The 23773-nt window shown below is 71.5% G+C and carries 21 protein-coding genes and 1 pseudogene; 4 read left to right on the forward strand and 18 right to left on the reverse strand.

The window, feature by feature from the left end; translation table 11 throughout:
* Nucleotides 1-136: 136 nt before the first annotated feature.
* Nucleotides 137-3064 (reverse strand): preprotein translocase subunit SecA, encoded by a 2928-nt coding sequence (secA, locus tag ACLQ24_RS06955; RefSeq protein WP_425889748.1) that lies wholly within the window; start codon nucleotides 3062-3064, stop codon nucleotides 137-139.
* Between the two features lie 168 nt (nucleotides 3065-3232).
* On the opposite strand from secA, the gene ACLQ24_RS06960 reads away from it, so the two are divergent.
* The 3 genes from ACLQ24_RS06960 to ACLQ24_RS06970 are packed head-to-tail and all read left to right on the forward strand — an operon-like array spanning nucleotide 3233 to nucleotide 5104.
* Nucleotides 3233-3484 (forward strand): GNAT family N-acetyltransferase, encoded by a 252-nt coding sequence (locus ACLQ24_RS06960; RefSeq protein ID WP_425889749.1) that lies wholly within the window; start codon nucleotides 3233-3235, stop codon nucleotides 3482-3484.
* 16 nt (nucleotides 3485-3500) lie between these two features.
* A complete protein-coding gene (locus ACLQ24_RS06965; protein ID WP_425889750.1) occupies nucleotides 3501-3992 on the forward strand; it encodes a GNAT family N-acetyltransferase in 492 nt (163 codons plus the stop codon).
* On the forward strand, nucleotides 3989-5104 hold the full coding sequence (locus ACLQ24_RS06970; protein WP_425889751.1) for a GNAT family N-acetyltransferase: 1116 nt from the start codon (nucleotides 3989-3991) through the stop codon (nucleotides 5102-5104). The genes ACLQ24_RS06965 and ACLQ24_RS06970 overlap by 4 nt, the downstream gene beginning before the upstream one ends.
* A 62-nt stretch (nucleotides 5105-5166) precedes the next feature.
* Here ACLQ24_RS06970 and hpf read toward each other — a convergent pair whose 3' ends face one another.
* From hpf to efeU, 8 genes are all read right to left on the reverse strand, one after another.
* Complete coding sequence (hpf, locus tag ACLQ24_RS06975) at nucleotides 5167-5793, reverse strand: ribosome hibernation-promoting factor, HPF/YfiA family (RefSeq protein WP_425889753.1); 627 nt, start codon at nucleotides 5791-5793, stop codon at nucleotides 5167-5169.
* Between the two features lie 244 nt (nucleotides 5794-6037).
* The gene (locus ACLQ24_RS06980) at nucleotides 6038-6745 is read right to left on the reverse strand and encodes a ComF family protein (protein ID WP_425889755.1); all 708 of its coding nucleotides are present in this window, start codon (nucleotides 6743-6745) and stop codon (nucleotides 6038-6040) included.
* A 4-nt stretch (nucleotides 6746-6749) separates the two neighbouring features.
* Nucleotides 6750-8567, reverse strand: coding sequence for an LpqB family beta-propeller domain-containing protein (locus ACLQ24_RS06985; RefSeq protein ID WP_425889756.1), 1818 nt, complete (start codon nucleotides 8565-8567; stop codon nucleotides 6750-6752).
* Nucleotides 8564-10321 carry an MtrAB system histidine kinase MtrB gene (gene mtrB / locus ACLQ24_RS06990; RefSeq protein ID WP_425889758.1) on the reverse strand — a complete coding sequence of 586 codons (1758 nt, stop codon included), beginning with the start codon at nucleotides 10319-10321 and terminating at the stop codon, nucleotides 8564-8566. Before mtrB ends, ACLQ24_RS06985 begins: the two co-directional genes overlap by 4 nt.
* A gap of 12 nt (nucleotides 10322-10333) precedes the next feature.
* Nucleotides 10334-11023, reverse strand: a complete 690-nt coding sequence (gene mtrA / locus ACLQ24_RS06995) for an MtrAB system response regulator MtrA (RefSeq protein WP_007455837.1) — start codon at nucleotides 11021-11023, stop codon at nucleotides 10334-10336.
* Nucleotides 11024-11254: 231 nt separating this feature from the next.
* A complete protein-coding gene (gene efeB, locus ACLQ24_RS07000) occupies nucleotides 11255-12532 on the reverse strand; it encodes an iron uptake transporter deferrochelatase/peroxidase subunit (protein WP_425889760.1) in 1278 nt (425 codons plus the stop codon).
* 25 nt (nucleotides 12533-12557) lie between these two features.
* The gene (gene efeO / locus ACLQ24_RS07005) at nucleotides 12558-13691 is read right to left on the reverse strand and encodes an iron uptake system protein EfeO (RefSeq protein ID WP_425889762.1); all 1134 of its coding nucleotides are present in this window, start codon (nucleotides 13689-13691) and stop codon (nucleotides 12558-12560) included.
* A 24-nt stretch (nucleotides 13692-13715) separates the two neighbouring features.
* Nucleotides 13716-14687 carry an iron uptake transporter permease EfeU gene (gene efeU, locus ACLQ24_RS07010; protein ID WP_425889764.1) on the reverse strand — a complete coding sequence of 324 codons (972 nt, stop codon included), beginning with the start codon at nucleotides 14685-14687 and terminating at the stop codon, nucleotides 13716-13718.
* Between the two features lie 169 nt (nucleotides 14688-14856).
* On the opposite strand from efeU, the gene ACLQ24_RS07015 reads away from it, so the two are divergent.
* Complete coding sequence (locus ACLQ24_RS07015) at nucleotides 14857-15003, forward strand: hypothetical protein (protein WP_425889765.1); 147 nt, start codon at nucleotides 14857-14859, stop codon at nucleotides 15001-15003.
* Between the two features lie 164 nt (nucleotides 15004-15167).
* Here ACLQ24_RS07015 and ahcY read toward each other — a convergent pair whose 3' ends face one another.
* From ahcY to ACLQ24_RS07060, 9 genes and pseudogenes are all read right to left on the reverse strand, one after another.
* Nucleotides 15168-16667: an adenosylhomocysteinase gene (ahcY, locus tag ACLQ24_RS07020; RefSeq protein WP_425889767.1), complete on the reverse strand. Its 1500-nt coding sequence runs from the start codon at nucleotides 16665-16667 to the stop codon at nucleotides 15168-15170.
* A 263-nt stretch (nucleotides 16668-16930) separates the two neighbouring features.
* Nucleotides 16931-18094, reverse strand: a complete 1164-nt coding sequence (manA, locus tag ACLQ24_RS07025; RefSeq protein ID WP_425889769.1) for a mannose-6-phosphate isomerase, class I — start codon at nucleotides 18092-18094, stop codon at nucleotides 16931-16933.
* A 4-nt stretch (nucleotides 18095-18098) separates the two neighbouring features.
* Nucleotides 18099-19106: a cation diffusion facilitator family transporter gene (locus ACLQ24_RS07030; protein WP_425889770.1), complete on the reverse strand. Its 1008-nt coding sequence runs from the start codon at nucleotides 19104-19106 to the stop codon at nucleotides 18099-18101.
* Nucleotides 19107-19164: 58 nt separating this feature from the next.
* Nucleotides 19165-20361: an SIS domain-containing protein gene (locus tag ACLQ24_RS07035; protein WP_425889771.1), complete on the reverse strand. Its 1197-nt coding sequence runs from the start codon at nucleotides 20359-20361 to the stop codon at nucleotides 19165-19167.
* Entirely contained in the window at nucleotides 20358-20543 is a 186-nt protein-coding gene (locus tag ACLQ24_RS07040) for a Trm112 family protein (protein ID WP_007455824.1), read from the reverse strand. The genes ACLQ24_RS07035 and ACLQ24_RS07040 overlap by 4 nt, the downstream gene beginning before the upstream one ends.
* 61 nt (nucleotides 20544-20604) lie before the next feature.
* On the reverse strand, nucleotides 20605-21990 hold the full coding sequence (locus ACLQ24_RS07045; protein WP_425889773.1) for a phosphomannomutase/phosphoglucomutase: 1386 nt from the start codon (nucleotides 21988-21990) through the stop codon (nucleotides 20605-20607).
* A gap of 69 nt (nucleotides 21991-22059) precedes the next feature.
* Entirely contained in the window at nucleotides 22060-23100 is a 1041-nt protein-coding gene (locus ACLQ24_RS07050) for a hypothetical protein (RefSeq protein ID WP_425889774.1), read from the reverse strand.
* 104 nt (nucleotides 23101-23204) lie between these two features.
* Nucleotides 23205-23378 carry an endonuclease V gene (locus ACLQ24_RS07055; protein WP_425889775.1) on the reverse strand — a complete coding sequence of 58 codons (174 nt, stop codon included), beginning with the start codon at nucleotides 23376-23378 and terminating at the stop codon, nucleotides 23205-23207.
* A gap of 70 nt (nucleotides 23379-23448) precedes the next feature.
* A pseudogene (locus ACLQ24_RS07060) lies at nucleotides 23449-23773 on the reverse strand (hypothetical protein); the annotation flags it as partial.

Here is a 23773-nt window from a genome sequence, read left to right on the forward strand (position 1 = left end):
GCCGAGGCCAGGCGGGGCCGAGCGGGACCAGGCGGGGCCGAGCGGGACCAGGCGGGGCCGAGCGGGACCAGGCGGGGCCGGAGACGACGATGGGCCCCGGCCTTGTTGGCCGGGGCCCATCGGGACGCGCGGAAGGTCAGTTGCCGCCGTTGGGCGCGCCGTGGCACCGCTTGTACTTGCGGCCCGAGCCGCACGGGCACGGCGCGTTGCGGGACGGGCCGTTGCTGGCGTCGGCCTGGTTGGGGGCCGGACGCCGCGATTCCGCGGTCGGGAGCATCGGGCCACGCAGCCCCGAGGCCGGCCGCTGCGGGGCGGACGGCGCGCTCTGCCCGGGTGCCGCCGGAGCGCCCTGGGCCGGGCGGCCCACACCGAGCGCCGGGGCCTGCTGCTGCTCCTGCTCGATGGCGACGGCACCGGGGCTGGCCTCGCCGTCGATGGTCGGAGCGGAGTACTGCAGGCCCTGCCGCTGCGGCGCGCGGTTGAGGCCCTTGGCCCGGATCTCCACCGGCTTGTCGAGCAGCGTGACCTCTTCCGAGTCGGCTGCCGGCTCCGGCTCGGTGACCTGCACGTCCACGTTGTAGAGGAAACCGACGGTCTCCTCCTTGATGCCTTCCATCATGGTGGCGAACATGTCGAAGCCCTCGCGCTGGTACTCCACGACCGGGTCGCGCTGGGCGTACGCCCGGAGGTTGATGCCCTCCTGGAGGTAGTCCATCTCGTAGAGGTGCTCGCGCCACTTGCGGTCGATTACCTGGAGCAGCACCATCCGCTCGAGCTGGCGCACCCCCTCGGTGCCGAGCTGCTCCTCACGACGGTCGTACGCGGCGTTCGCGTCCTCCTTGAGGCGGGCGACCAAAAAGTCGGCGTCCATGCCGGCCCGGGAACCGCCGGCCTCCTCCTCCAGCTCCTCGATCGTGATGCCGACCGGGTAGAGCTGCTTGAGGCTGGACCAGAGCTGCTCAAGGTCCCAGTCCTCGCCGTAGCCCTCGGAGGTGGCACCCCGCACGTACGCCTCGACGGTGTCGTCGATCATGTTGCGGACCTGGTCGGAGAGGTCCTCGCCGTTGAGCACCCGCAGCCGCTCGGCGTAGACGACCTGGCGCTGCTTGTTGAGCACCTCGTCGTACTTCAGAACGTTCTTGCGGATCTCGGCATTCTGGCCCTCGATCTGGGCCTGGGCGCTCTTGATCTGGCGGGTGACCATCTTCGACTCGATGGGCACGTCCTCCGGGATGTTGAAGCGCTCCATCACCGCCTCGACCGCGCCGGCCCGGAAGCGACGCATCAGCTCGTCCTGCAGGGACAGGTAGAACCGGGACTCACCCGGGTCGCCCTGCCGGCCGGCGCGACCGCGCAGCTGGTTGTCGATCCGCCGGGACTCGTGTCGCTCGGTGCCCAGCACGTACAGGCCACCGGCGGCGGCGACCTCGTCCGCCTCGGCGTCGCAGGCCTGCTTCCAGGTGGGCAGGACCTCCTCCATCGCCTTGGCGTAGTCCTCCTCGTTCTCCAGCGGGTCGAGACCGCGCTGGCGCAGCTCGTTGGCCGCGAGGAACTCGGGGTTGCCGCCGAGCAGGATGTCGGTGCCACGACCGGCCATGTTGGTGGCGACGGTGACCGCGCCCTTGCGCCCGGCCTGAGCGACGATCTCGGCCTCCCGGGCGTGGAACTTGGCGTTCAGCACGTTGTGCGGGATGCCCCGGCGCCGCAGGAGCTGGGAGAGGATCTCGGAGTTTTCCACCGAGACGGTGCCGACGAGCACCGGCTGGCCCATCTGGTGCCGCTCGGCGATGTCCTCGATGACGGCGTTGAACTTGGCCTTCTCCGTCTTGTAGATGACGTCCGGCCGGTCCTCGCGGACCATCGGGCGGTGGGTCGGGATGCTCACGACGCCGACCTTGTAGACCTTGTTGAACTCGCTCGCCTCGGTCTGCGCCGTACCGGTCATCCCGGACAGCTTGTTGTAGAGGCGGAAGTAGTTCTGGAGGGTGATCGTGGCCAGGGTCTGGTTCTCCTGCTTGATCTCCACCCCCTCCTTGGCCTCGATCGCCTGGTGCATGCCCTCGTTGTAGCGACGGCCGTGCAGGATGCGACCGGTGAACTCGTCGACGATCAGGACCTCACCGTCGCTGACGATGTAGTCCTTGTCGCGCTTGTAGAGCTCCTTGGCCTTGATGGCGTTGTTGAGGTAGCCGACCAGCGGAGTGTTCACCGACTCGTACAGGTTGTCGATGCCGAGCCGGTCCTCGACCTTGGCGACGCCGCGCTCGGTGACCGCGATGGTGCGCTTGGAGTGGTCGACCTCGTAGTCGCCCTCGCCGTCGGTGCCGGGCTGGAGCCGGGCCACGACGCCCGCGAACTCGCCGTACCAACGGGCCGAGTGCTCGGCCGGACCGGAAATGATCAGCGGGGTGCGTGCCTCGTCGATGAGAATCGAGTCGACCTCGTCGACGACCGCGAAGTTGTGACCGCGCTGGACCAGCTCGTCCTTCGACCAGGCCATGTTGTCGCGCAGGTAGTCGAAGCCGAACTCGTTGTTGGTGCCGTACGTGATGTCGCACTCGTAGGCGGCCTTGTGCTCGCTGGCCGGCCGGTTGGGCAGCACCACGCCGACGGTCAGCCCGAGGAACTCGTGCACGCGACCCATCCAGGCCGCGTCGCGCTGGGCGAGGTAGTCGTTGACGGTGACCACGTGCACGCCGTCGCCGGAGAGCGCGTTGAGGTAGACGGCCATGACCGAGGTCAGTGTCTTACCCTCACCGGTCTTCATCTCGGCGATGTTGCCGAAGTGCAGCGCGGCGCCGCCCATCACCTGGACGTCGTACGGCCGCTGGCCGAGCACCCGGTCGGCCGCCTCGCGGGCCACCGCGAACGCCTCCGGCAGGAGGTCGTCGAGGGTCTCGCCATCGGCGAGCCGCTCCCGGAACTGCTCGGTCATGCCGCGCAGTTCCTCGTCGGTGAGGTTGACGTAGTCGTCCTCGATCGAGCTGACGGCGGCGGCGATGGCCTTGAGCCGGCGCACCATGCGGCCTTCGCCCGCGTTAAGGACCTTTTCCAGAATCGACACGGATCAACGCTCCCCTAGACAGTCTCGAACCATCGTAGGCGCTCCATCGGCGCGATGGTCACTGGTGGCGGCGGTCCACTCCGCCGAACCCGACATAACACGCGCACGGGATGCGCCCGGGACGTTATCCGGTTACGCCCAGGGCGAACGTTCCGGCACGATGCACGGGTGGAGCCTGTGGAGATCGTCGAGGACGGGGTGCTGCTGCGACCCTGGCGGGAGGCTGACGCCGACGGCGTACACCGCGCCTGCCAGGACCGGGACATTCAGCGTTGGACCACCGTACCCCGCCCATACCTTTCCGAACACGCCCACGACTTCGTCACGCGGATGAGCGCGCAAGCGTGGGCGGACGGCTCGCCGGGCCGGCGCATTCGGCCGCCCACAGCCGACCCTGTCCGCCACCTCGGCGGCCGGTGAGCTGCGACTGCGACCGATGGAGGAGCGGGATCTGGACGCCGTGGTGCAGACCTGCCGGGACCCGGAGACGATCCACTGGACCACGGTTCCGGACCCGTACGACCGTTCCGACGCGCAGGGATACCGGGGCTCCGTCCTGAACGCCTGGGCCCGGGGAAACGCGGCCTGCTTCGTGATCGCCGACCTGGACGACAGGTACGTCGGCACGCTGGATCTGCGGCTCTCCCCCGCCGACCCGCTGCTCGCGGACGTGGGCTTCATGACCGCCCCGGCCGTCCGCGGGCGGGGTCATCTGCCGGCGGCGCTGATCGCGCTGAGCGCCTGGGGCTTCACCACGCTGGGACTGGCCCGCATCGAGTGGAAGGCGAACGTGGGCAACACCTCGTCCCGGCGAGCCGCCGAGAAGGCGGGCTTCACGTTCGAGGGGACGGCCCGGGGCGGGGTCCAGCACCGGGGTGAGCGGGTCGACGCCTGGGTGGCCGCGCTGCTCGCCGAGGACCTGGCGTGACGGGCTCGCCGCCGGTCGTCGAGGCGCACGGGGTACGACTCCGGCCGTTTCACGCCGGCGACATCGCGGACCTGGTCGACGGCTGCGCTGACCCGCTCAGCCAGCGGTTCGTGTCCACCATGCCGTCCCCGTACACCGAGGTCGACGCCCGCTGGTGGGTCGAGGCCGGCGCACCGGCGGTCTGGGCCGGCGGCGGCGCCGTGTACGCCATCGCGGACCCGGCCACCGACCGGCTGCTCGGCGGTACCGGGTTGAGCAACCCGGCGCCCGCCCGGAGTCAGGCGGAGATCGGCTACTGGCTGCGGCCGGCGGCGCGGGGACGCGGACGGGCCACCGCCGCGACCCGCGCGCTGAGCGAGCACGCCTTCAACGCGGGAACGCGGCGGCTGGAGCTGCACACCGAGCCGGAGAACACGGCCAGTCAGCGGGTCGCGCTGGCCGCCGGCTTCCGCTACGAGGGCCTGCGTCGGTCGGCCGGCCAGCGCCGGGACGGCGGCCAGCACGACCTGCTGACCTGGGTACGCCTCTCCGGCGATCCGCCCGGCCCGACCCCACGGCTGCTGCCCGACCTGCCCGACGGGGTGCTCATCGATCAGGTGGTGGTGCTGCGCCGGCTCGCGCCGGACGACGCGGAGACGATGTACGGGCTGCACAGCCGGCCGGAGTGTGTGGCCAACCAGGCCCCGCCGGTGCCACCGACGCGGGAGTCGATCGACCGGCGCTGCCGGCTGGCGGAGAGTTCCTGGCTGACTGGTGACATCGCCCGGCTCCTGATCGTCGACGTGGCGACCGGTGAGCCGGCGGGTAGCTGCGGCCTGTCGTACACCGAGGTGACCAGCGGCGAGGGGTCGATCGGCTACGCCCTGCTGCCGCGCTGGCGGGGGCACGGGTACGCCACCCGCGCGGTCCGGCTGCTGGCGGCCTGGGCGTTCGGGCCCGCCGGTCTCGCCCGGCTGACGGCCGGCACGGTACCGGAGAACACCGCCTCGCACCGCGTGCTGGAGCGGGTCGGCTTCCAGCGCGAGGGCCTGCAACGCGGTCGTCTGCCCGGTTTGGCAGGCGCTCGCCTCGACGACCTGACCTTCGCTCTGCTGCCGGCCGACCTGCGCTGACGAAGCATGGGGCCGTGACGGGCGACCGCCACGACCCCGTGCTCGGCGGGATCGAACCCTGCTCAGGTGTCGAGGGAAATGATGCCGTAGTCGTAGGCGTGACGTCGGTAGACGACGCTGGGGCGGCCGGTTTCCTTGTCCTGGAAGAGGTAGAAGTCGTGGCCGACAAGCTCCATCTGGAACAGCGCGTCGTCGATCGTCATGGGCTCGGCCGGGTGCACCTTCTCCCGGGCGATGTGCCACGGCTGGTCGGGCTCCTCCTCGACGCGCTCCGCGACGGCGGTGCCGGCGCGGGCGGCCGGCGCGGACAGCGGGGCGGTCACCAGGTCCGTGACCGGCAGGTCGGCGGTGGCGGCGGCCACGGAGATAGGCGCGTGCCGACCACGGTGTACGCGCCGGCGGTCCGCCGCGCGGCGTAGCCGGGTGTCGAGTTTCGCGATGGCGGCGTCGAGCGCGCTGTAGAAATCGTTCGTGCAGGCCTCGGCCCGGATCACCGGACCACGGGAAACGCAGGTGATCTCCACCCGCTGGCAGTGCTCGGCCTGGCGCGGATTGCGCTCGTGAAACAGCTCGACATCGATGCGAATAATCTTGTGGTCGTAGCGTTCGACCTTTGCGAGTTTCTCGGCTACGTGTACCCGGTAATGGTCCGGCACTTCGACGTTGCGGCCCTTGACCACGATGTCCACGTGACCTCCCTTGTTCGGACGTCTTCGATCCGGTTTCCCGGTCGTGCGCCGTGGGAAGACCCGCTGGCGTCGACCGGTCAGTACGGCTACGCCTCCTCTCACCGCCAGGGACGGGATGGAACGACTCCTACCCCCGACAGCGAAACGCTAACTGCTGTTCGCCCGGCAGTCACCCCATGTCGCCAAGACCGCCCAGAATTTTTCGCACCTCATACACCAACGGGTGAAACGGAAACACGGTCGGTTACAAGTGGTGTCTTTTCTCGGTCGCGGCGAGCACCGCGGCGACATTCGGTCGCCATCCGGTCGCGGTCAGCACCCGGGCCGCCGCGGCCAACGTCACGCCGGTGGTGACGATGTCGTCCAGCAGCACCACGACGGGCCCGCCGCCCGAGTGGCCGGGTCCACCGGACGCGCCGGAGCGGGGACGGAAAGCCGCCTCGGCGGCCGCGGCACGGCCCGCGCTGTCCAGGGTCACGGAGTCGGGTCGGGGCAGGGCGCGCAGCGGGCGATGCACCCGCACGGGCCAGCCGGACCGGCTCAGCCGGGTCGCGCAGTGCCGGGCCAACCGGTCCAGGTGGTCGCCGTAGCGGGCGCGCGCCGCCGCGGCGGTGTCCGGCACCGGCACCAGCGCCACCGGGCGTACCTCACCGACCGCCACCGCGACCACCTCCGCCAGCAACGCGCCGAGCGGACGGGCCAGACCGTGCCGACCATGCTCCTTGTACGCCAGCAGCGCCTCGCGCAGCGGGCCGGCGTACGGGCCGAGGGCGACGCAGCGCGGCAGGCCCGGCGGAGCGGGCGTGGGCCGGGCCGCCCGGGGGCGCAACGCGTCCAGCGCCGTCACACAGGCCGGGCAGACCCCCTGTCGCATCCGTTGGTGACGCGCCCGGCAGCCGGCGCAGTCCGCGGGGAGGACCAGGTCGGCGAGGTCCGCCCAGAGCTCCCGCACGACGTCAGTAGAGGAAGAACGGGGCCGACGGGTTGCTCGGGCGGACTCCGGCCGGCGGCGTGGGGACATCCCGCACACGCTCGGGCTCGATCCGTTCGAACGGGCTGCTGCGGTACGCCACCTTGTTCGCCTCGTACATGTACGACCCGGTGGGCACCCGCACGCTGCGGTTGGTGGGGTACGCCGTCAGGTGGTTGACCTTGGCGCCCACGTCGGTGCGCAGCGGCGTCTCCAGGGCGCCGTCCACGCTGATCTCGTAGATCGCCGGCTGGCCGGCCGAACCGGCCACCACCAGCCGGTCCTCCCCGATCCAGTCCACCGCGGTCAGGTTGGTCAACGAGGTGGCCAGTGCCCGGGGCGGGCCGATGGACACCCCGCTGCCGGAACCGTCGAGGTTGAGCGCCGCGACGTAGAGCCGTCCGCCGGCGATCAACGCGACCCGCTGACCGTCCAGCGCGGCGGCGACCGCGGTGACCTCCGGCGAGGGCAGGTTGAGCGGCACCTCCGACATCCGGGCGGCCTCGTCGAAGCGGTAGAGGCGGCCGTCGGCCACCACCAGCCCCTGCGCGGGACGTGAGTCGACGGTACGCAGCCAGACCGGACGGCTGATCGAGGCGTACTCCCCGGCGCTGCGGCTGACCGCGGCCACGGTGTCCGCCCCGGCGCCCACCGCGAGTCGCTGCCGGTCGTTGCCGCCGGTCACCACCAGCGCGGCGAGCACCCGGTTGACGCCCCGCGCGAGACCGGCCGACACGATGGTGCGGTTGACCTCGGGCGTCAGGGGCACCACGCCGCTGGGCTCGCCGGCGAAGTCGAGCGGGCGGATCGCGCCCTCGTAGACGCCGTACCGCTGCGGGCTCTCCCGGACGGGGTAGAGCGGTTGGGCGACCCGGCGCTCGTCGAGGTCCTGCACGGGCTGCGAGTTGTTCCGGATCTTCAGCTCCAGCTCGCCCGGCAGGTCACCCAGCGACCAGGCGAGCTGCGTGATCACCTGGTCGACCCGGCTCTGGTCGTCGCCGGACATGTCCAGGTTGACCTCCCACCGGTTGTTCGCGCCGGTGGCGTTGTTGATCAGCTCGGTGCCGTCGGGCAACCCGACGACACCCGGACGCAGCCAGTCGGACGGGCCGCCCACCAGCCAGCGCACGACCTCGTTGACCCGGCGCTCGTCCGGCACCGCGTACGGCAGGTAGCGCTGGTCGGGCACCAGCCGGGTGCGGTCCGAACTCCAGAAGTAGATCGACTCGTCCTGGTAGTACTGCTGGAGGGCCACGTCGCTGAGCAGCAGCACGTTCGGCGGGTCGAGCAGGTACTGGCCGGCGCGCTCGTCGTTGCCGGTGCCGCCGAGGGCCGCGCTGCGCAGCCGGAACTCGTACTGCGTCTCGGTCGCCACCGGGGGCGCCAGGGTGCCGTTGGTCCGCAGCACGCCGATCTGCTGCACCGTGATCTTGACGGTGGTGGTGGAGTCGCTGTTGAAGGTGAAGACCGTCTCGCGCAGCCGGACCACGGTCAGCGCGACCTCGCTGCCCTTCTTGTCCTGTAGGCGGGGCCGGTGCTCGGGGGCGATGAACGCCTTCACCCGCTCGTACGCCCGATCCGGCTCGCCGGCGGCGGCGGACAGGAAGTTGCGCACGAAGGCCGCGTTGTCGCTCCCGCTGGCGGTCCGCGACGGCGGCTCGCTACTGCGGCCGTTGCTCGACCCGGCCTCGGTCGCGGTGCCGGCCTTGCCGTCGACCCGTACGTCGGACGAGGCCGGGATGCCGCACCCGGCGCTGAGAAGCAGGGCCGCGCCGAACGCGCCGAGCAGTGGTCGAGCCCTCACGAGCGCACCTCCTCCCGCTCGCCGCTGTCGGCCGGCGCCGGGCCGATCGCCCGCGCTGGGCCGCCGCCCGGGCCGATGGCCAGCGGGCCACCGTCGCGGGGGCCGCCGAACGGAAGGGCCGCGTCGGCGGGTACCAGCCGCAGCGGCGACGTGGTGAGCCGGTCACCGGCGCGGGCCGGCAGGGTGAGCCGGAACTGGGCGCCCTGGCCGGGCGCTCCCCAGGCCTCCAGCCAGCCACCGTGCAGGCGGGCGTCCTCCAGGCTGATCGACAGGCCGAGCCCGGTACCGCCGGTCTGGCGGGCCCGCGACGGGTCCGCCCGCCAGAACCTGTTGAACACCAGCTTCTCCTCGCCCACCTTCAGCCCCACCCCGTGGTCACGGACGGTGATGGCCACGGCGGTCTCGTCGATGCCGAGGGTGATCAGCACCGGGCGTGCCTCGCCGTGTTCGACGGCGTTGCCGACCAGGTTGCGCAGCACCCGCTCGACACGGCGGGGGTCGACCTCGGCGATCACCGGGGTGCCCGGCAGGTCCAGCTCGATCTCCACGCCCACCCGCTCGGCCAGCCCGGCCAACCGGTCGACGACCCGGTGCACCACCGGCACCAGGTCGGTCGGCTCGGCGTCCAGCATGGCGAAGCCCGCGTCGAACCGGCTGATCTCCAACAGGTCGGTGAGCAGTTCCTCGAAACGGTCCAGCTCCGCCTGGAGCAGCTCGGCGCTGCGGGCCACCGCCGGGTCGAACTCGTCACGCTCGGCGAAGATCAGGTCAGCGGCCATCCGGACCGTGGTCAACGGGGTGCGTAGCTCGTGCGACACGTCGGAGGTGAACCGCCGCTGCAACCGGGACATCTCCTCCAGACGCAGGATCTGCCGTTGCAGGTTGGTCGCCATCTGGTTGAACGAGGCGGCCAGCAGCGCGAGGTCGTCCTCGCCGTTGACCACCATCCGCTGGTCGAGAAGGCCGGCGGAGAGCCGCTGGGCGGTCCGCGCGGCGACCCGGACCGGGTTGACCACGAGCCGGGTGGCCAGGGCGGCGAGCAGCCCCAGCAGGATCACCAGGGCGATGCCGGTCCCGACGACGGTGGCTCGGGCGTCCGCGGCGGTGGCGTCCTGACGGGTCAGCGGCACCAGGTAGTAGAGCTCGATCTGCCCGAAGCGGGTGGGCACGGGAGAGCCGTAGACCAGGTACTTCGTCGGCTCGCCGGTGAGGCGACCGGTCTGGATCTGGCTGGACACCCGGCCGCTGGCGACGGTGGCCCGCAGCTCCTTGCTGATCAGGGGCTGGACGTTGACCGCCGGTGCGGTGCGAGTCTGGATCATGGTGGGGTAGTCGGCGGCGGTGATGGCCACCACCACGCCGCTGGTCTGCTGGGGGTCGCCGCCGGCCAGGTAGTTGACCGTGCCCTCGATCGTCTCCTGGAGCTGCGCCTCCTGCGGCTGACCGTAGAGGGAAACCTGCCTGGCCGCATACCCCGCGCCGCCCTTGAGGCGCAGTTGGACGTCGGTGCGCGCGTTGTCGAGCAGGATCGTCGTGATCTTGTCAGCGATCAGGTATGCGAAACCGCCCACCAACAGGCTGGAGGCGACCAGCGTGATGGTCACCACCCGGACCTGGAGCGAACGCCGCCAGGTCTGGTGCGCCCGGGCCAGCAGTCGCGCGACCCGCCCGCTCAGCACGCGCCAGACCTCCCGGCCGGCGGCGAGCCGGCGGGCTGCGGTGGTCTGCGGGTGCGGAGGCGGCGAGGTCGACACAGTGTGACCAGGCTATCCGGTGCCCGCCTTGTAGCCCACGCCCCGCACGGTGAGGATGATTTCCGGCCGCTCCGGATCTGGCTCGATCTTGGCGCGCAGCCGCTGCACGTGCACGTTGACGAGTCGGGTGTCGGCCGCGTGCCGGTAACCCCACACCTGCTCCAGCAGCACCTCGCGGGTGAAGACCTGACGCGGTTTGCGGGCGAGCGCGACCAGCAGGTCGAACTCCAACGGCGTCAGCTTCACCTCCTCGTCGTTGCGGCTGACGGTGTGGGCGGGCACGTCGATGGTGATCTGGTTGCCGGGCGGACCGATGGTCAGCATCTCCGGTGCGACATCCTCGCCACGGCGCAGCCGGGCCCGCATCCGGGCCACCAGTTCCTTCGGCTTGAACGGCTTGACCACGTAGTCGTCGGCGCCGGACTCGAGCCCGAGGACGACGTCCACGGTGTCGCTCTTGGCGGTCAGCATGACGATCGGCACGCCGGACTCGGCGCGAATGGACCGCGCCACGTCGATACCACTCATTCCAGGCAACATCAGGTCGAGCAGGACGATGTCCGGTCGACTGTCACGAAACGCGGCCAACGCCCGCTCGCCGTCGGCCACGAACGAGGGCAGGAAACCCTCACTGCGCAGCACGATGCCGAGCATCTCGGCGAGTGCGGGGTCGTCGTCGACCACCAGTACCCGGGCTCTCATGGGATTAATATTGCATCCCCGTTCAGTTCGGTGGGACCGGCGTCACCCGGCACGGATAGCGCCGCCGGCAATCCAGTCACCGCGACCCGCGGCGGCGGCGCCGCGTGGTGCGAGGGCCAGCACCGGGATGGGCCCAGGGTCGGCTAGCACCATGATCCCCCCTCGGCAGCGTCCGGCGCCACCGCCGCCTCCGGCCGGTCGCGCTGTCGCCATCGGGAACAGCGTCCCCGGTCAGCCGAAGAGCGCCCGGCCCCAGTGGTCGCCACCGTCGCGTACGCCGGGCGGGCAGGCGAACAGGCCGCTGGAGACGTGCCGCAGGTACTCGTTCATCACGTCGTGGCGGGCCAACTGGGTCTGGATCGGCACGAACTGCCGGCGCGGGTCCCGCTGGTAGGCGATGAAGAAGAGACCGGCGTCGAGTCGACCGAGGCCGTCCGAGCCGTCGACGAAGTTGTAGCCCCGACGCAGCAGGTGCGCGCCGTTGTTGCGGCTCGGGTGGGCCAGGGCGACGTGGGCGTGCTCGGCGATCAGCGGCTTGCCGTCGTCGCCGTGTGCCGCGAAGTCCGGCTCGTCGAACTCCTTGCTGCGCCCGAGCGGGGCGCCACTGCCCTTGGTCCGACCGACGATCTCCTCCTGCTCGGCCAGCGGGGTCCGGTCCCAGGTCTCCACGATCATCCGGATCTTGCGGGTGACCAGGTACGACCCGCCCGTCATCCAGTCCGGCCCATCGCCGGGCTGCACCCAGAGCTGGTCGCGGAGCAGGTCGGTCTCCTCGGCCTTGAGGTTGGCCGTGCCGTCCTTGAAACCGAACAGGTTGCGGGCGGTCGCCTGGTCGCGGGAGGTCGACGACGTACGGCCGAAGCCGAGCTGCGACCAGCGGACGCTGACCACCCCCATGCCGATCCGCGCCAGGTTGCGGATCGCGTGCACCGCCACCTGGGGGTCGTTGGCGCACGCCTGCACGCACAGATCGCCGCCGGAGATCGGGGCCTGCAACGCGTCGCCGGGGAACTTGGGCAGCTCCGCGAGGGCGGCCGGGCGGCGGTCGGCGATGCCGAACCGGTCCCGCCCGTCGGCATCGCGGAACAGCGTCGGACCGAAGCCGATGGTCAGGGTGAGCTGCGACGGCGGCAGGCCGAGGGCCTCACCGGTGTCGTCCGGCGGGGCCTCCGGCATACCGCCGACCGCCCCGAGGACACCGGCGTCGCGGCCGGCCGTCATCCGGGCGGCGGCGGCCGTCCACTCCTCGAGCATCTCGACCAGGCGGGCCCGGTCCTTCGTGATGACGTCGAAGGCGACGAAGTGCAGCCGGTCCTGGGCCGGGGTGACGATGCCGGCCTGGTGCTCGCCGAAGAACGGCACCGCGCCCGCCGGGTGGTCGCTGGCCGCCGCCGGGCCACGGGAGCCGCCGACGAGCGCACCCGCGCCGGCGGCCACCCCGGCGACTCCGGCCACCCCCGCGCCGGCGAGCGTGATCGCCCGCCGACGGGTCAACCTGCGTACGTTCATCGACTCGACTCCCCCTGCGTCCCGGTCACCGGGCGACGACTGCGGCGACCTTGCTGATCGGCTCGGCGAGCGCGTTGATGCCGTCCGAGAGCTCCTTGAGCTCGGCCTTGCTCAACGCGGTGTGCAGCTTCCACCCGTCACCGTCGCGGTGCTTGCCGAGCTGCGCCTCGACGTTCGCGAACTCGGTGTCGAGCTGCTTGACCAGCTCCGGCGAGCGCTGCTCGAGGGCGGGCCGCAGGGCGGACAGCGCCGCCTTGGAACCTTCCAGGTTGGCGGCGAAGTCCCACAGGTCGGTGTGCGAGTAGCGGTCCTCCTCGCCGGTGATCTTGCCGCTGGCGACCTCGTCGAGCAGCTCCTTCGCGCCGTTGGCGAGCTGGAGCGGCGAGAGCTTCTCGGCGTTGGCCTTCGCCACGATCTCCTTGACGTCGACCAACAGTTGGTCCGCGACCGGACCGTCCTTGCTGATGTCGCCGGACTGCCACAGGTCCTTCTCGATCCGGTGGAAGCCGGTGAACTGCATCCCCTCCTCGATGACCTCCTCGCGGCCGTCGATCTTGGGGTCGAGGTCGCCGAAGACCTCGGCCACCGGCTCGATCCGCTCCCAGTAGGTGCGCGCGACCGGGTAGAGCGCCTTGGCCTTGGCGACGTCGCCGGCCTTCACGGCCGCGACGAACTCCTCGGTCTTCTCCAGCAGCGCGGCGGTCTGGCTCTTCACGTAGCGCTGGTAGTTGTCGGTCGCGCCGGCCAGGGCGGCGTCGGCGGTCAGCGGCTGCGCGGACCCGCTGACCTTGAGCGCGCCCCGGATGCCCTTGCCGCTCAAGCCCGGCTTGCAGGCCGTCTCGTACGTGCCGGCCGGCAGCTCGACGTGCAGCTCGCGGCTCAGCCCGGGCGCGATGTTCTCCACCTCGCCCATCACCCGGTCGCCGGAGGCGTACACGTAGAACTCGGTGACCTTCGCGCCCGAGTTGGTGATCTTGAAGCTGGCGGTGCCGGCGCCGAGATCGGTCCTGGCGACGTCGCAGGCGGTGTCGGTGGCCTTGACCACGATCGGGCCGCCCGCCGCGTCCGACTTACCGGAGTCGCCCTTGGAGCAGGCGGCGATGCCGGTCGTCGCCAGCACGCCGGCAGCGGCCAGCGCGAAGAATCGGGTGGTACGCATCTGAGCTGTCTCTCCTCGTGGGGGTCAGGCACGCTGCGGCGCGGATGCCGCCTCGGCCTCGGCGCCGGCGTCGGCCCCGCGCTCGGTGACGGTGGTGGTGGGCGGCGACGTCCGCGCGGGCGCCGACATCACGGCCGGTTCCGGCGTGGAGGGCGCCGCCGGCGCCGAGGTGGCCGCGCCGGGCGCGGGGGTACGGCGGGTCGGGCGCAGGAAGAGCACCAGGACCGGTACGGCGTACCCGATCCAGGCGATCGTCTCGAGCACGGTGGGCGCGGGGGTCACGTTGAACATGCCGGCCAGCAGCGCCGCGTACCAGGTGGTCGGGTCGAGCAGGGTGGTGATGTCGAAGGCAAGGTCGCCGAGGCCGGGCAGGACACCGGCCTCCTGGAAGTCGTGCACGCCGTACTTGAGGATGCCGGCGGCGACCAGGATCAGCAGCGCGCCGGTCCAGGTGAAGAACTTGCTGAGGTTGATCCGCAGGGCGCTGGCGTAGAGCAGCACGCCGAGCACCACGGCCGTGACGATGCCGCCGATCAGGGCGAGCAGCGGCCCGCTGTCCCCGGCCGCGCCCTGAGCGGCGGAGTAGAAGATCAGCGCGGTCTCCAGGCCCTCCCGGATCACGGCGAGGAAGGCCATCCCGGCGACGGCGAGCGACCCGACGGCCAGCGCCTCGGTCAGCTTGCCGCGCAGCTCACCCGCGATGGTGCGGGCCGCCTTGCGCATCCAGAAGATCATCCAGGTGACGAACACCACGGCGGCGACGGAGGTGATCGCCTCGAACAGCTCGCGATCCTCGGAACGGGCCAGCAGCGAGGTCGAGGTGTACTCGATGAGCCAGCCGAACAGCACGGAGAGCGCCACGGCCAGGCCGACGCCCGCCCACACCTGGGGCAACCGGTCCCGACGCTGCGACTTCACCAGGAAGGCGACCAGGATGCTGACCACCAGGGTCGCTTCCAGGCCCTCCCGCAGGCCGATCAGGTAGGTGGCGAACATCCCCGCTCCGTGTTCATTAGGCACGCCTTCGCTAACTTAGGGCAGCCATACCTTCCTCCAGTTCAGGAGCCTCGTCAAGTTGTTCATGGCAAGCTCACTCTTCCCGTGACCTGCTCTTCGACACCCCGCCGTGCGCCGTTCACCGACCGACCGTGCGAGGATCCCCGTCGTGAAAGCCCTCCTGCCGTGGCTGGCGGTGCTGGCCGTGGTGCTGCTGCTCAGCGCCCTGCGCCAGCGAGCACTGGCCACCGTCGTGTCACTGGGCTGGCTGGCCTGGTGCGCGTGGACCTGGCTCCGCCCCACCCGCCGCAACTAACCCGCACCCCGCCCCACATTCCCCGCGATCTTGCACTTCTGTGGTGGCATACCGGCGCCACAGCCACAAATCCACAACAGAAACTGCAAGATCGCGGAGGGCAGGACTGCGGGAACGACGAACCGGGCCGGCTGCGAGCAGCCGACCCGGTTCGATGATGTCGATCAGTAGCGGTAGTGGTCCGGCTTGAACGGCCCCTCCGGGGAGACACCCAGGTACGCCGCCTGCTCCTTGGTGAGCGTGCTCAGCTTCGCGCCGAGCGCGCCCAGGTGCAGGCGGGCCACCTTCTCGTCCAGGTGCTTGGGCAGCACGTAGACGCCGACCGGGTACTCCTCGGTCTTGGTGAACAGCTCGATCTGGGCGATCGTCTGGTTGGCGAACGAGTTCGACATGACGAAGCTCGGGTGCCCGGTGGCGTTGCCCAGGTTCAGCAGACGCCCCTCGGACAGCACGATGATGGCGTGCCCGTCGGCGAACCGCCACAGGTCGACCTGCGGCTTGATGTTGACCCGCTCGACGTCGGAGCGCTTGGCCAGGCCGGCCATGTCGATCTCGTTGTCGAAGTGGCCGATGTTGCCGACGATGGCCTGGTGCTTCATCCGGGCCATGTGCTCGTTGGTGATGACGTCGAAGCAGCCCGTGGCGGTGATGAAGATGTCCGCCTGCTCGACAACGTCGTCCAGGGTGGCGACCTGGTAGCCGTCCATCGCCGCCTGCAGGGCGCAGATCGGGTCGACCTCGGTCACCACGACCCGGGCACCCTGGCCGCGCAGCGACTCGGCGCAGCCCTTGCCCACGTCGCCGTAGCCCATGACGACCGCCATCTTGCCGCCGATCAGCACATCGGTGGCCCGGTTGATGCCGTCGATCAGGGAGTGCCGGCAGCCGTACTTGTTGTCGAACTTGCTCTTCGTCACCGAGTCGTTGACGTTGATGGCCGGGAAGAGCAGCGTGCCGGCGCGGTGCATCTCGTAGAGGCGGTGCACGCCGGTGGTGGTCTCCTCGGTCACGCCCTTGATGCCGGCCGCGACCCGGGTCCAGCGCTGGCCGTCCTCGCCCAACGAGCGGTGCAGCAGTTCGAGGATGACCGCGTACTCCTCGGAGTCGGCGGACTCGACCGGCGGCACGACGCCGGCCTTCTCGAACTCGGCGCCCTTGTGCACGAGCAGAGTGGCGTCACCGCCGTCGTCGAGGATCATGTTCGGGCCCTGCCCGTCCGGCCAGAGGAGCACCTGCTCGGTGCACCACCAGTACTCGGGCAGCGTCTCGCCCTTCCAGGCGTACACCGGGACGCCGGCAGGGGCGTCGGGGGTGCCGTTCGGGCCGACGACGATCGCGGCGGCGGCGTGGTCCTGGGTGGAGAAGATGTTGCAGGACGCCCAGCGGACCTGCGCGCCGAGGGCGACCAGCGTCTCGATCAGGACGGCGGTCTGGATGGTCATGTGCAGCGAGCCGGTGACCCGCGCACCGGCGAGCGGCTGCGCTTCGGCGAACTCCCGCCGGATCGCCATCAGGCCGGGCATCTCGTGCTCGGCGAGCTGGATCTCCTTGCGCCCGAACTCGGCGAGCGACAGATCCGCCACCTTGAAGTCGCCCTCGGCGAGCGTGCTCGGCCGGGCCTCGGACGGCGTACCGCTGGCGGCCGCCGGGAGGGTGCTGGTCATGAAAGCTCCTGTCGAACGATGTCTGCGCCGATCCTCCACCTTACGCGCGCCGACGACGGCCGCCGGGGGACGGGCGGCGGACAGCGCACGGGGCGGTCGGTGGTGGACAGACCCGCTGCCCACCTCCGCCCGCCCCGCGCATCCCCCCGGTTTGGTTCCCCGCACGTTGCCGGACCATCGTCGCGGTAACGCTGCGTACCCATAGAGTCACACTCAGCCAAGGCCGAGTCAAGCCATTCCGGGAAAGTCGGACTTGTGTCGAGTCAGCGCAGACCCGACGTCGCCACGTACGCCTCACCGTCGCCCGTGATCCGCAGCGGCTCGCCGGCCGCCGTGCCGATCGCCGCCTGACCGGACGTCAACGTCAGAGCGCCCGCGCCGTCGTCGACCGTCACCGAGCCCGCGCCGCAGAGCACCACCCGGGGGCCGGGCAGCGCCAGGGTGGCCTCCGGCACCGAAGCGCCGACCCGCACCCGGTGCAGCGCGAAGTCGTCCACCGGGACCGCCCAGCAGTCCACCCCCGGACCGACGTGTCGGGCGGCACGGACCGGTTCGTCGAGCACCTCGAAGCGCAGCACCCGCAACAACTCGTCCACGTCGACCCGCTTCGGGGTGAGGCCACCGCGCAGCACGTTGTCGCTGGCCGCCATGATCTCGACGCCACAGCCACTCAGATACGCGTGCAGGTTGCCGGCGGGCATCCAGATCCCCTCGCCCGGCACCAGTCGCACGTGGTGCAGCAGCAGGGCCACCAGCACGCCCGGATCGCCCGGATAGGCCTTCGCCAGCCGGCGGGCCAACTCGGCGTCCGGGCCGTCGGCCGGTGACGAGAGGACGGCCCGCAGCAGCCCGTCGCGCTCGGCGACCGGCCAGCCGAGCAGCGTCGCCACCGCCGTGCGCAGGCCCGCCGGCCCGGTCCGCAGCGCGTCGACCACCGGCGCCAACTCGGATACACCGAACGCGGCGAGCGCCTCGGCCGACGCCGCCGGATCGCGGAACCCGCACAGCGCCTCGAACGAGGTGAGCGCGACCAGTAACTCCGGCTTGTGGTGCGGGTCGGAGTAGTTGCGCTCCCCCGGGGGAAGATCCGCCTCGGCGGCGAAGCCCGCCCGGGCCTGTTCGGCGTCGGGGTGGGCCTGCAGGCTCAGCGGCGCGTCGGCGGCGAGAACCTTGAGCAGGAACGGCAGCCGGCTGCCGAACCGGTCGGCCACCCGTTGCCCCAGCCACTGCCCCGGCTCGTCGCGTACCAGGTCACAGAGGCTCAACCGGGCCCCGGCGCGCTCCACGCTCGCCGGCGCGCCCGGGTGGGCGCCCAACCACAGCTCCGCCTCCGGTCCGGCACTGGGTACCGGTCGCCCCTGCAACAGCGCGATGGCGGAGCGGGACCCCCAGGCGTAGTCCCGGATCGGTCCGTACAGCGGTTCCACCGTCTCAGACCCCGGGCCGCCCGACCGCCTCGCCCGCCGCGTCTTCCGGCTGCGGTACGGCGGTGTCGGCGGCGGCGCCGGTGCCCGCCTCGGCGGCGGCGACGCTGTAGATGTCCGGCTCCAGGTAGATCACCCGGGCGATCGGCACGGCGGTGCGGATACGCGCCTCGACGGCGTTGATGCCGCGGGCCAGGTCATGGGCGCTCTCGCAGGCCGGTACGCCGATCTTCGCGGCCACCATCAGCTCTTCCGGGCCCAGGTAGAGCGTCTTCATGTGGATGATCCGCTCCACCTCCGGGCCCTCGGTGATGGCCCGCTCGATGGCGTCGAGGTCCTGCTGCTCGGCACCCTCACCGAGGAGCAGGCTCTTGGTCTCGATGGCCAGCACGATGGCGATGACCACCAGCAGGATGCCGATCATCGCGGTGCCGGCGGCGTCCCACCGGCCGTTGCCGGTGATCAGCGTCATGCCGACGCCGAACAGCGCGAAGACCAGACCGATTAGTGCGCCGAAGTCCTCCAGCAGCACCACCGGCAGCTCCGGCGCCTTGGCCCGCCGGATGAAACGCACCCAGGACTGCTTGCCCCGGATGTGGTTGGACTCCTTGATCGCCGTCCGGAAGGAGAACGCCTCCATGGCGATCGCCGCCAGCAGCACCGCCACCGGGAGCCACTGCCACTCGGTGATGCCCTCCGCGTGCGACCACTTGTGGTACGCCTCGTAGAGGGCGAACAGCCCACCGATGCTGAACAGCACGATCGACACGATGAACGCGTAGATGTAGCGCTCCCGGCCGTACCCGAACGGGTGCTCCGGCGTGGCCGCGCGCTTCGCCCTCTTGCCGCCGAGCAGCAGCAGACCCTGGTTGCCGGAGTCGGCGACCGAGTGGACCGCCTCGGCCAGCATCGACGAGGACCCGGAGAGCAGGAACGCGATGAACTTGGTGACGGCGATGCCGACATTGGCCAGCAGGGCGGCGACGATCGCCTTCGTCCCGCCGTTCGCGCTCACGCTGCCACTCCGCTTCGCGTCGTGGTGACGTTCGTGCCGCGCCGCCCCCTGCTTTCGTTCACTGGTTCGACAGCTCCTTCATCTCGGTGATGGCCGGTACGGCCATCGGGTCCAACCCGTGTGCCAGAGCAAGGTAGATCGAGGCGAAATCCGGTACGGCGATCAGCGAGGCCAACCGTTCCAGAGCCGAGCCGCCCTCGGCGGTCACCACGTCGCACCGCACGCCACGGCGCTCGGCGAGAGTCTGCACCGCGTCCGCGCGGCGCTCCTCGACGGCGAGCGGCTCGTCCGTGTCGTCCTCGGCGTTGAGCCCGCCGTCGCGCAGCAGCACCAGCCGCAGCCGCGTGCCCTCGCCGTCGTCCTCCGACGGGTCGGCGAAGATGTCCCGCTCCCCCTCGGCCAAGCCGCCGAAGACGCCGTCCAGCAGCCCGACCCGTCCCCGCCCCGCCTCACCCAGCGCACCGGTGACCACCGGGTAGCGGGCGTTGGCGGAGAGGGTGTCGCCGAACCGACGGGCCGCCACGGTGGCCAGCGGCGACGAGCCCCACACGATCGGGATCGAGCCGGCCAGGCCCAGAGCCAGCGACTTGGCCGGGTTGACGAACGACTCGGCAGCGGAGCGGCAGCGGTCGGCGTCCGCGTCGAGCCGGGCCGCCGTCTCCGCCAGGTCCGCCTCGTTGACCTTCACCAGGCCGAGCGAACGCGCCGCCAGCAGGACCGGCACGGTGAGCGCCCAGAGGCTGGCCCGGGCCGGCGCCCGTCGGGGCACCGGAATGAACGGCGCTCGGGCCCGCTCGGCCACCGACTGCAACTGCGAGTCCGGTGCGCCCACTGCGACCAGCCGGGCACCGCGACGGTGCGCGGCCTCGGCGGCGCCGAGCGCCTCCGGGCTGCGACCGGACGCGCTCACCGCGATCACCACATCGGCGGCGCCCACCCAACCGGGTACGCCCGCGCTGCGGTGCCCAATGATCGGGACCGGGCAGCGCGGCCCGGCGACCGTGGCCAGCACGTCACCGGTACGCCCGGCCGTGCCGATGCCGGCGATCACCACGGCCCGGGGCCGCCCGTCGTCGGCGAGCACCGCGAGGTTCGCCTCGGCGGCCAGCGCCGCGCTCTCGCGCACCTGGGCACCGGCCGAGGCGGTGTGCCGCAGCATGTCGCCCGGGTCGTGCTCGGCCAGCGCGCTCGGGTTGTCGAGCAGGGCCTCGTCGGCGTCGCGCCGCCCGCTGACCCCGGCCGTACCGTCGATCATGACTGCTGCCCGGGGCCGCCGCGCGCCTCGTCGAGCAGCAGCACCGGCACGTCGTCGCGGACCTCGAAGATCCGGCCGCACTCCGTGCAGGTCAACGTCTGCGCCTCCGCGTCGTACGTGAGCGGGGCGTGGTGCGTGTCCGGGCAGGCGAGGATTTCGAGCAACTGCGGATCCAGGGCCATGGCACGGCTCCTTCCACGAGTGCGGGATCACCGGCGGCGGTGCCGACCGGCGCAGGCGATCTTATCGGCGAACGCGGCCGAGCACCTCGTCCCGGAGCGAGACCATCCGCTCGCGGGTGGGCGCCTCGACGTTGAGCCGCAGCAGCGGCTCCGTGTTGGACGCGCGCAGGTTGAACCAGGCGCCGTCGGGAAAACGCAGCGTCAGCCCGTCCATCTCGTCGGCCGTCGCGTCCGGGTACGCGGCCCGCACGTCGGCCACCGCCGCGGCCTGGTCGGCGACCGTCGAGTTGATCTCGCCGGAGGCGACGTAGCGCTCGTACTCGCCAGCCAGCTCGGACAGCGGCAGCGACTGCTCGCCCAGGGCGGCCAGCGTGTGCATCGCGGCGAGCATCCCGGTGTCGGCGAACCAGAAGTCCCGGAAGTAGTAGTGAGCGGAGTGCTCACCGCCGAAGACGGCGTTGGTGCGGGCCATCTCCGCCTTGATGAAGGAGTGCCCGACCCGGGCGACCACCGGCTCCCCACCGTGCTCACGGATGATCTCCGCGACCGCGCTGGAGGTGATCAGACCGTGGATCACCGTGGAGCCCGGGTGCTTGGCCAGCTCCCGCGCCGCCACCAGGGCGGTTATCGCCGACGGCGAGACCGGCTCACCGCGCTCGTCGACCACGAAGCACCGGTCGGCGTCGCCGTCGAAGGCCAGGCCGATGTCCGCGCCGTGCTCGACCACGGCGCGCTGGAGGTCGACCAGGTTCGCCGGGTCCAGCGGGTTCGCCTCGTGGTTGGGGAAACTGCCGTCCAGCTCGAAGTAGAGCGGCACGATCTCCAGCGGCAGGGCCGACAGGGCGGCCTCGCCGAGCACGGTGGGGACGGTGAAGCCACCCATTCCGTTGCCGGCGTCGACCACCACCTTCAGCGACCGGATGCCGGAGAGGTCGACCAGCTTGCGCAGGTACGCGGCGTAGTCGGGGAGCAGGTCGCGCCGCTCGGCCGGCCGGGTCGGCTCGCCCGCCGGGCGCGACGTCCCCGAGTCCAGCATCGCCTGCGCCCGATCGCGGATCTGGGCCAACCCGCTGTCCTGGCCGATGGGCCGGGCGCCGGAGCGGCACATCTTGATGCCGTTGTACTGCGCCGGGTTGTGACTCGCGGTGAACATCGCCCCGGGCAGGTGGAGCGAGCCGGAGGCGAAGTAGAGCAGGTCGGTGGAGGCGAGCCCGATCTCGATCACCGAGCGCCCCTCGGCCCGTACCCCGGCGGCGAAGGCGGACGCGAGGCCGGGCGAGCTGGCCCTCATGTCGTACCCGACAACAACGGCGTCGCCGGGTTCGTCAGTGGCGTTGAGCAGCTGGGTGAAGGCGGCCCCGAGCGCCTCGGCGACCCGTTCGTCCCACTGGTCCGGCACCGTCCCTCGGACGTCGTACGCCTTGACGATCTGGGACAGATCAGACACTAGTTCCGCTCCTTGGCCGCAGGTTTCCAACGAACCTGAGCGTATCGGAGCGACCGGGCCCCGCCCCGCTCAGCCGGGGAGCCGGGGCATGAACACGGTGTGGTCGCCGCCGTCGAGGTCATCGGGCCCCGGCCGGGCACCCGGGGCGCCGGGGGCACCCGGCAGCAACTGAGTGGCGTCCGGCGGGGGCGTGGCAGGTCGCGCCCCGTAGACGCCCCCGGGAGTGGGCCGGGGAACGGGCACCGTCGGCGGCTGCTGGCCGTACACCGGGCCGGGGTGACCGGGCACGGCCGGCGACCCCCCGCCGGCGCGGTAGGTGGTGCCACCGGGGTTGCCCGGCAGCGGGCCTGGCTCGTCGGCCGGCGTGCGGTCCTGGCGGAAGCGGCGGACCAGCAGCACGATCAACAGCAGACCGATCGCCACCAGCGCGATGCCGAAGAACATGATCGGCGAACCACCGCCCGACTCGGCGGCCACGGCCGTCGTGGAGGGTGCGACGGAGGCCGGACCCAACGCGGCCGGGTCCACCACCTCGCCCGCCGCCGCGACCTCGGTAGGCGTCGGGCTCGAGGTGGGCTTCTTCGACGGCGTCGGGGTGGGCGACGCGGGCGTCCGCCCACCGGTCACCCTCGCCGCGTCGCTGCCCCGGCCCAGCTCCTGCCCGGCGGCGCTGACGCCCACGCCGGTCACGGCGAGACGACCACCCGGCGCACCGGCGGCGAACGCCACCCGATAGCGCACGGTGATTCCCTTGCCCTTGCACAACGTCGGCTTGGCCGGCGAGGTCTGCCCGGTCGCCACGGTGCCACCACCACCGGAGACGCTCACCGGAAACCAGTGCCCACCCGCGTTGACCTCGACCGCAACCTGATCCGGCCGAAGGCCCTCAAGGCGCAGAACCAGAGCGGTACGCAGCAGGACGCACCCCTCGGAACGCTTGCGCACCGCGACGTTCACTCCCTGGGGAGCACCCCCCGCGGCGAAGCTGCTGGCCGCACCCACACGGACCGAGTCCTCGTCGGCCAGCGCGGGTGACGCACCGAGCATCACCAGGCCGACCAGCAGACCGCAGACCGTCGCGAGCCGTGCGGCACGTCGACGCAGCGTCATGATCACCTCACCGTTCCTCCCCGGGCGGGGTCCGCCGGTCAGGCTACTACCGGGCCACCCCCGCCACCGGTCATAGAGCGGTCGGCATGTGGGCGGCGTTACGGTTACGACCCGCGCTCGCCGCCGCGTCCGGCCCGGGCGAGAGCGTCGCGGCAGAGCCGGTCGGCGGTACGTGTCGTCGTGGGAAGACGGTAGCGGGGAGTCAACGCGAGCACCCGCGCGGTGGCGTTGTCCAGGCTCATCCGGTGCCCGACGCTCACGAAGACCGGCTTGAACAACCGCCGTTGCGCGGCCGGCCGTACCGCCGCCGGATCTCCCGCCCGGACGAACGCACCCGCTCGACCGCGATCAGGCGAGTTTCAGCTCGTCGCGGGCCTCCCCGACCCACCGGGCGATGCCGTGCGCGCCGCTGTCGACCGCGAGGGAGTCAGCCTCGTCGAGCAGGCCACGGGCGGCGTCCCGATCACCGTCGCTCGCCGCCAGGTCCGCCAGACCGATCAGGTTCGCCGCTACCCCCGGCGTGAAGGACAGCTTCGACTCTGCTGCCGAATTCGTGACACGCCGTCGGGATCGTTTTGACTGGCTGGTTGTGGGGGGATGATCCCTGTTCGCGGTCGTGTTCTCGTCGTTTCCGGCCGCGGGAGGGGTGTGCGGATGTCGATGCAGCCGCGGT

This window comes from Micromonospora sp. DT4 (assembly GCF_049841675.1).
In the GTDB taxonomy this organism is placed as follows: Bacteria; Actinomycetota; Actinomycetes; order Mycobacteriales; family Micromonosporaceae; genus Micromonospora.

Bases quoted from the DNA above. Each gene is read 5' to 3' on its own strand.
- ACLQ24_RS07050 (WP_425889774.1), bottom strand. From the start codon at position 23,100: ATGACGCTGCGTCGACGTGCCGCACGGCTCGCGACGGTCTGCGGTCTG.
- ahcY (WP_425889767.1), bottom strand. From the start codon at position 16,667: ATGACCAGCACCCTCCCGGCGGCCGCCAGCGGTACGCCGTCCGAGGCC.
- ACLQ24_RS06965 (WP_425889750.1), top strand. From the start codon at position 3,501: ATGGAGGAGCGGGATCTGGACGCCGTGGTGCAGACCTGCCGGGACCCG.
- ACLQ24_RS07035 (WP_425889771.1), bottom strand. From the start codon at position 20,361: ATGATCGACGGTACGGCCGGGGTCAGCGGGCGGCGCGACGCCGACGAG.
- mtrA (WP_007455837.1), bottom strand. From the start codon at position 11,023: ATGAGAGCCCGGGTACTGGTGGTCGACGACGACCCCGCACTCGCCGAG.
- efeU (WP_425889764.1), bottom strand. From the start codon at position 14,687: ATGTTCGCCACCTACCTGATCGGCCTGCGGGAGGGCCTGGAAGCGACC.
- efeO (WP_425889762.1), bottom strand. From the start codon at position 13,691: ATGCGTACCACCCGATTCTTCGCGCTGGCCGCTGCCGGCGTGCTGGCG.
- efeB (WP_425889760.1), bottom strand. From the start codon at position 12,532: ATGAACGTACGCAGGTTGACCCGTCGGCGGGCGATCACGCTCGCCGGC.
- ACLQ24_RS07040 (WP_007455824.1), bottom strand. From the start codon at position 20,543: ATGGCCCTGGATCCGCAGTTGCTCGAAATCCTCGCCTGCCCGGACACG.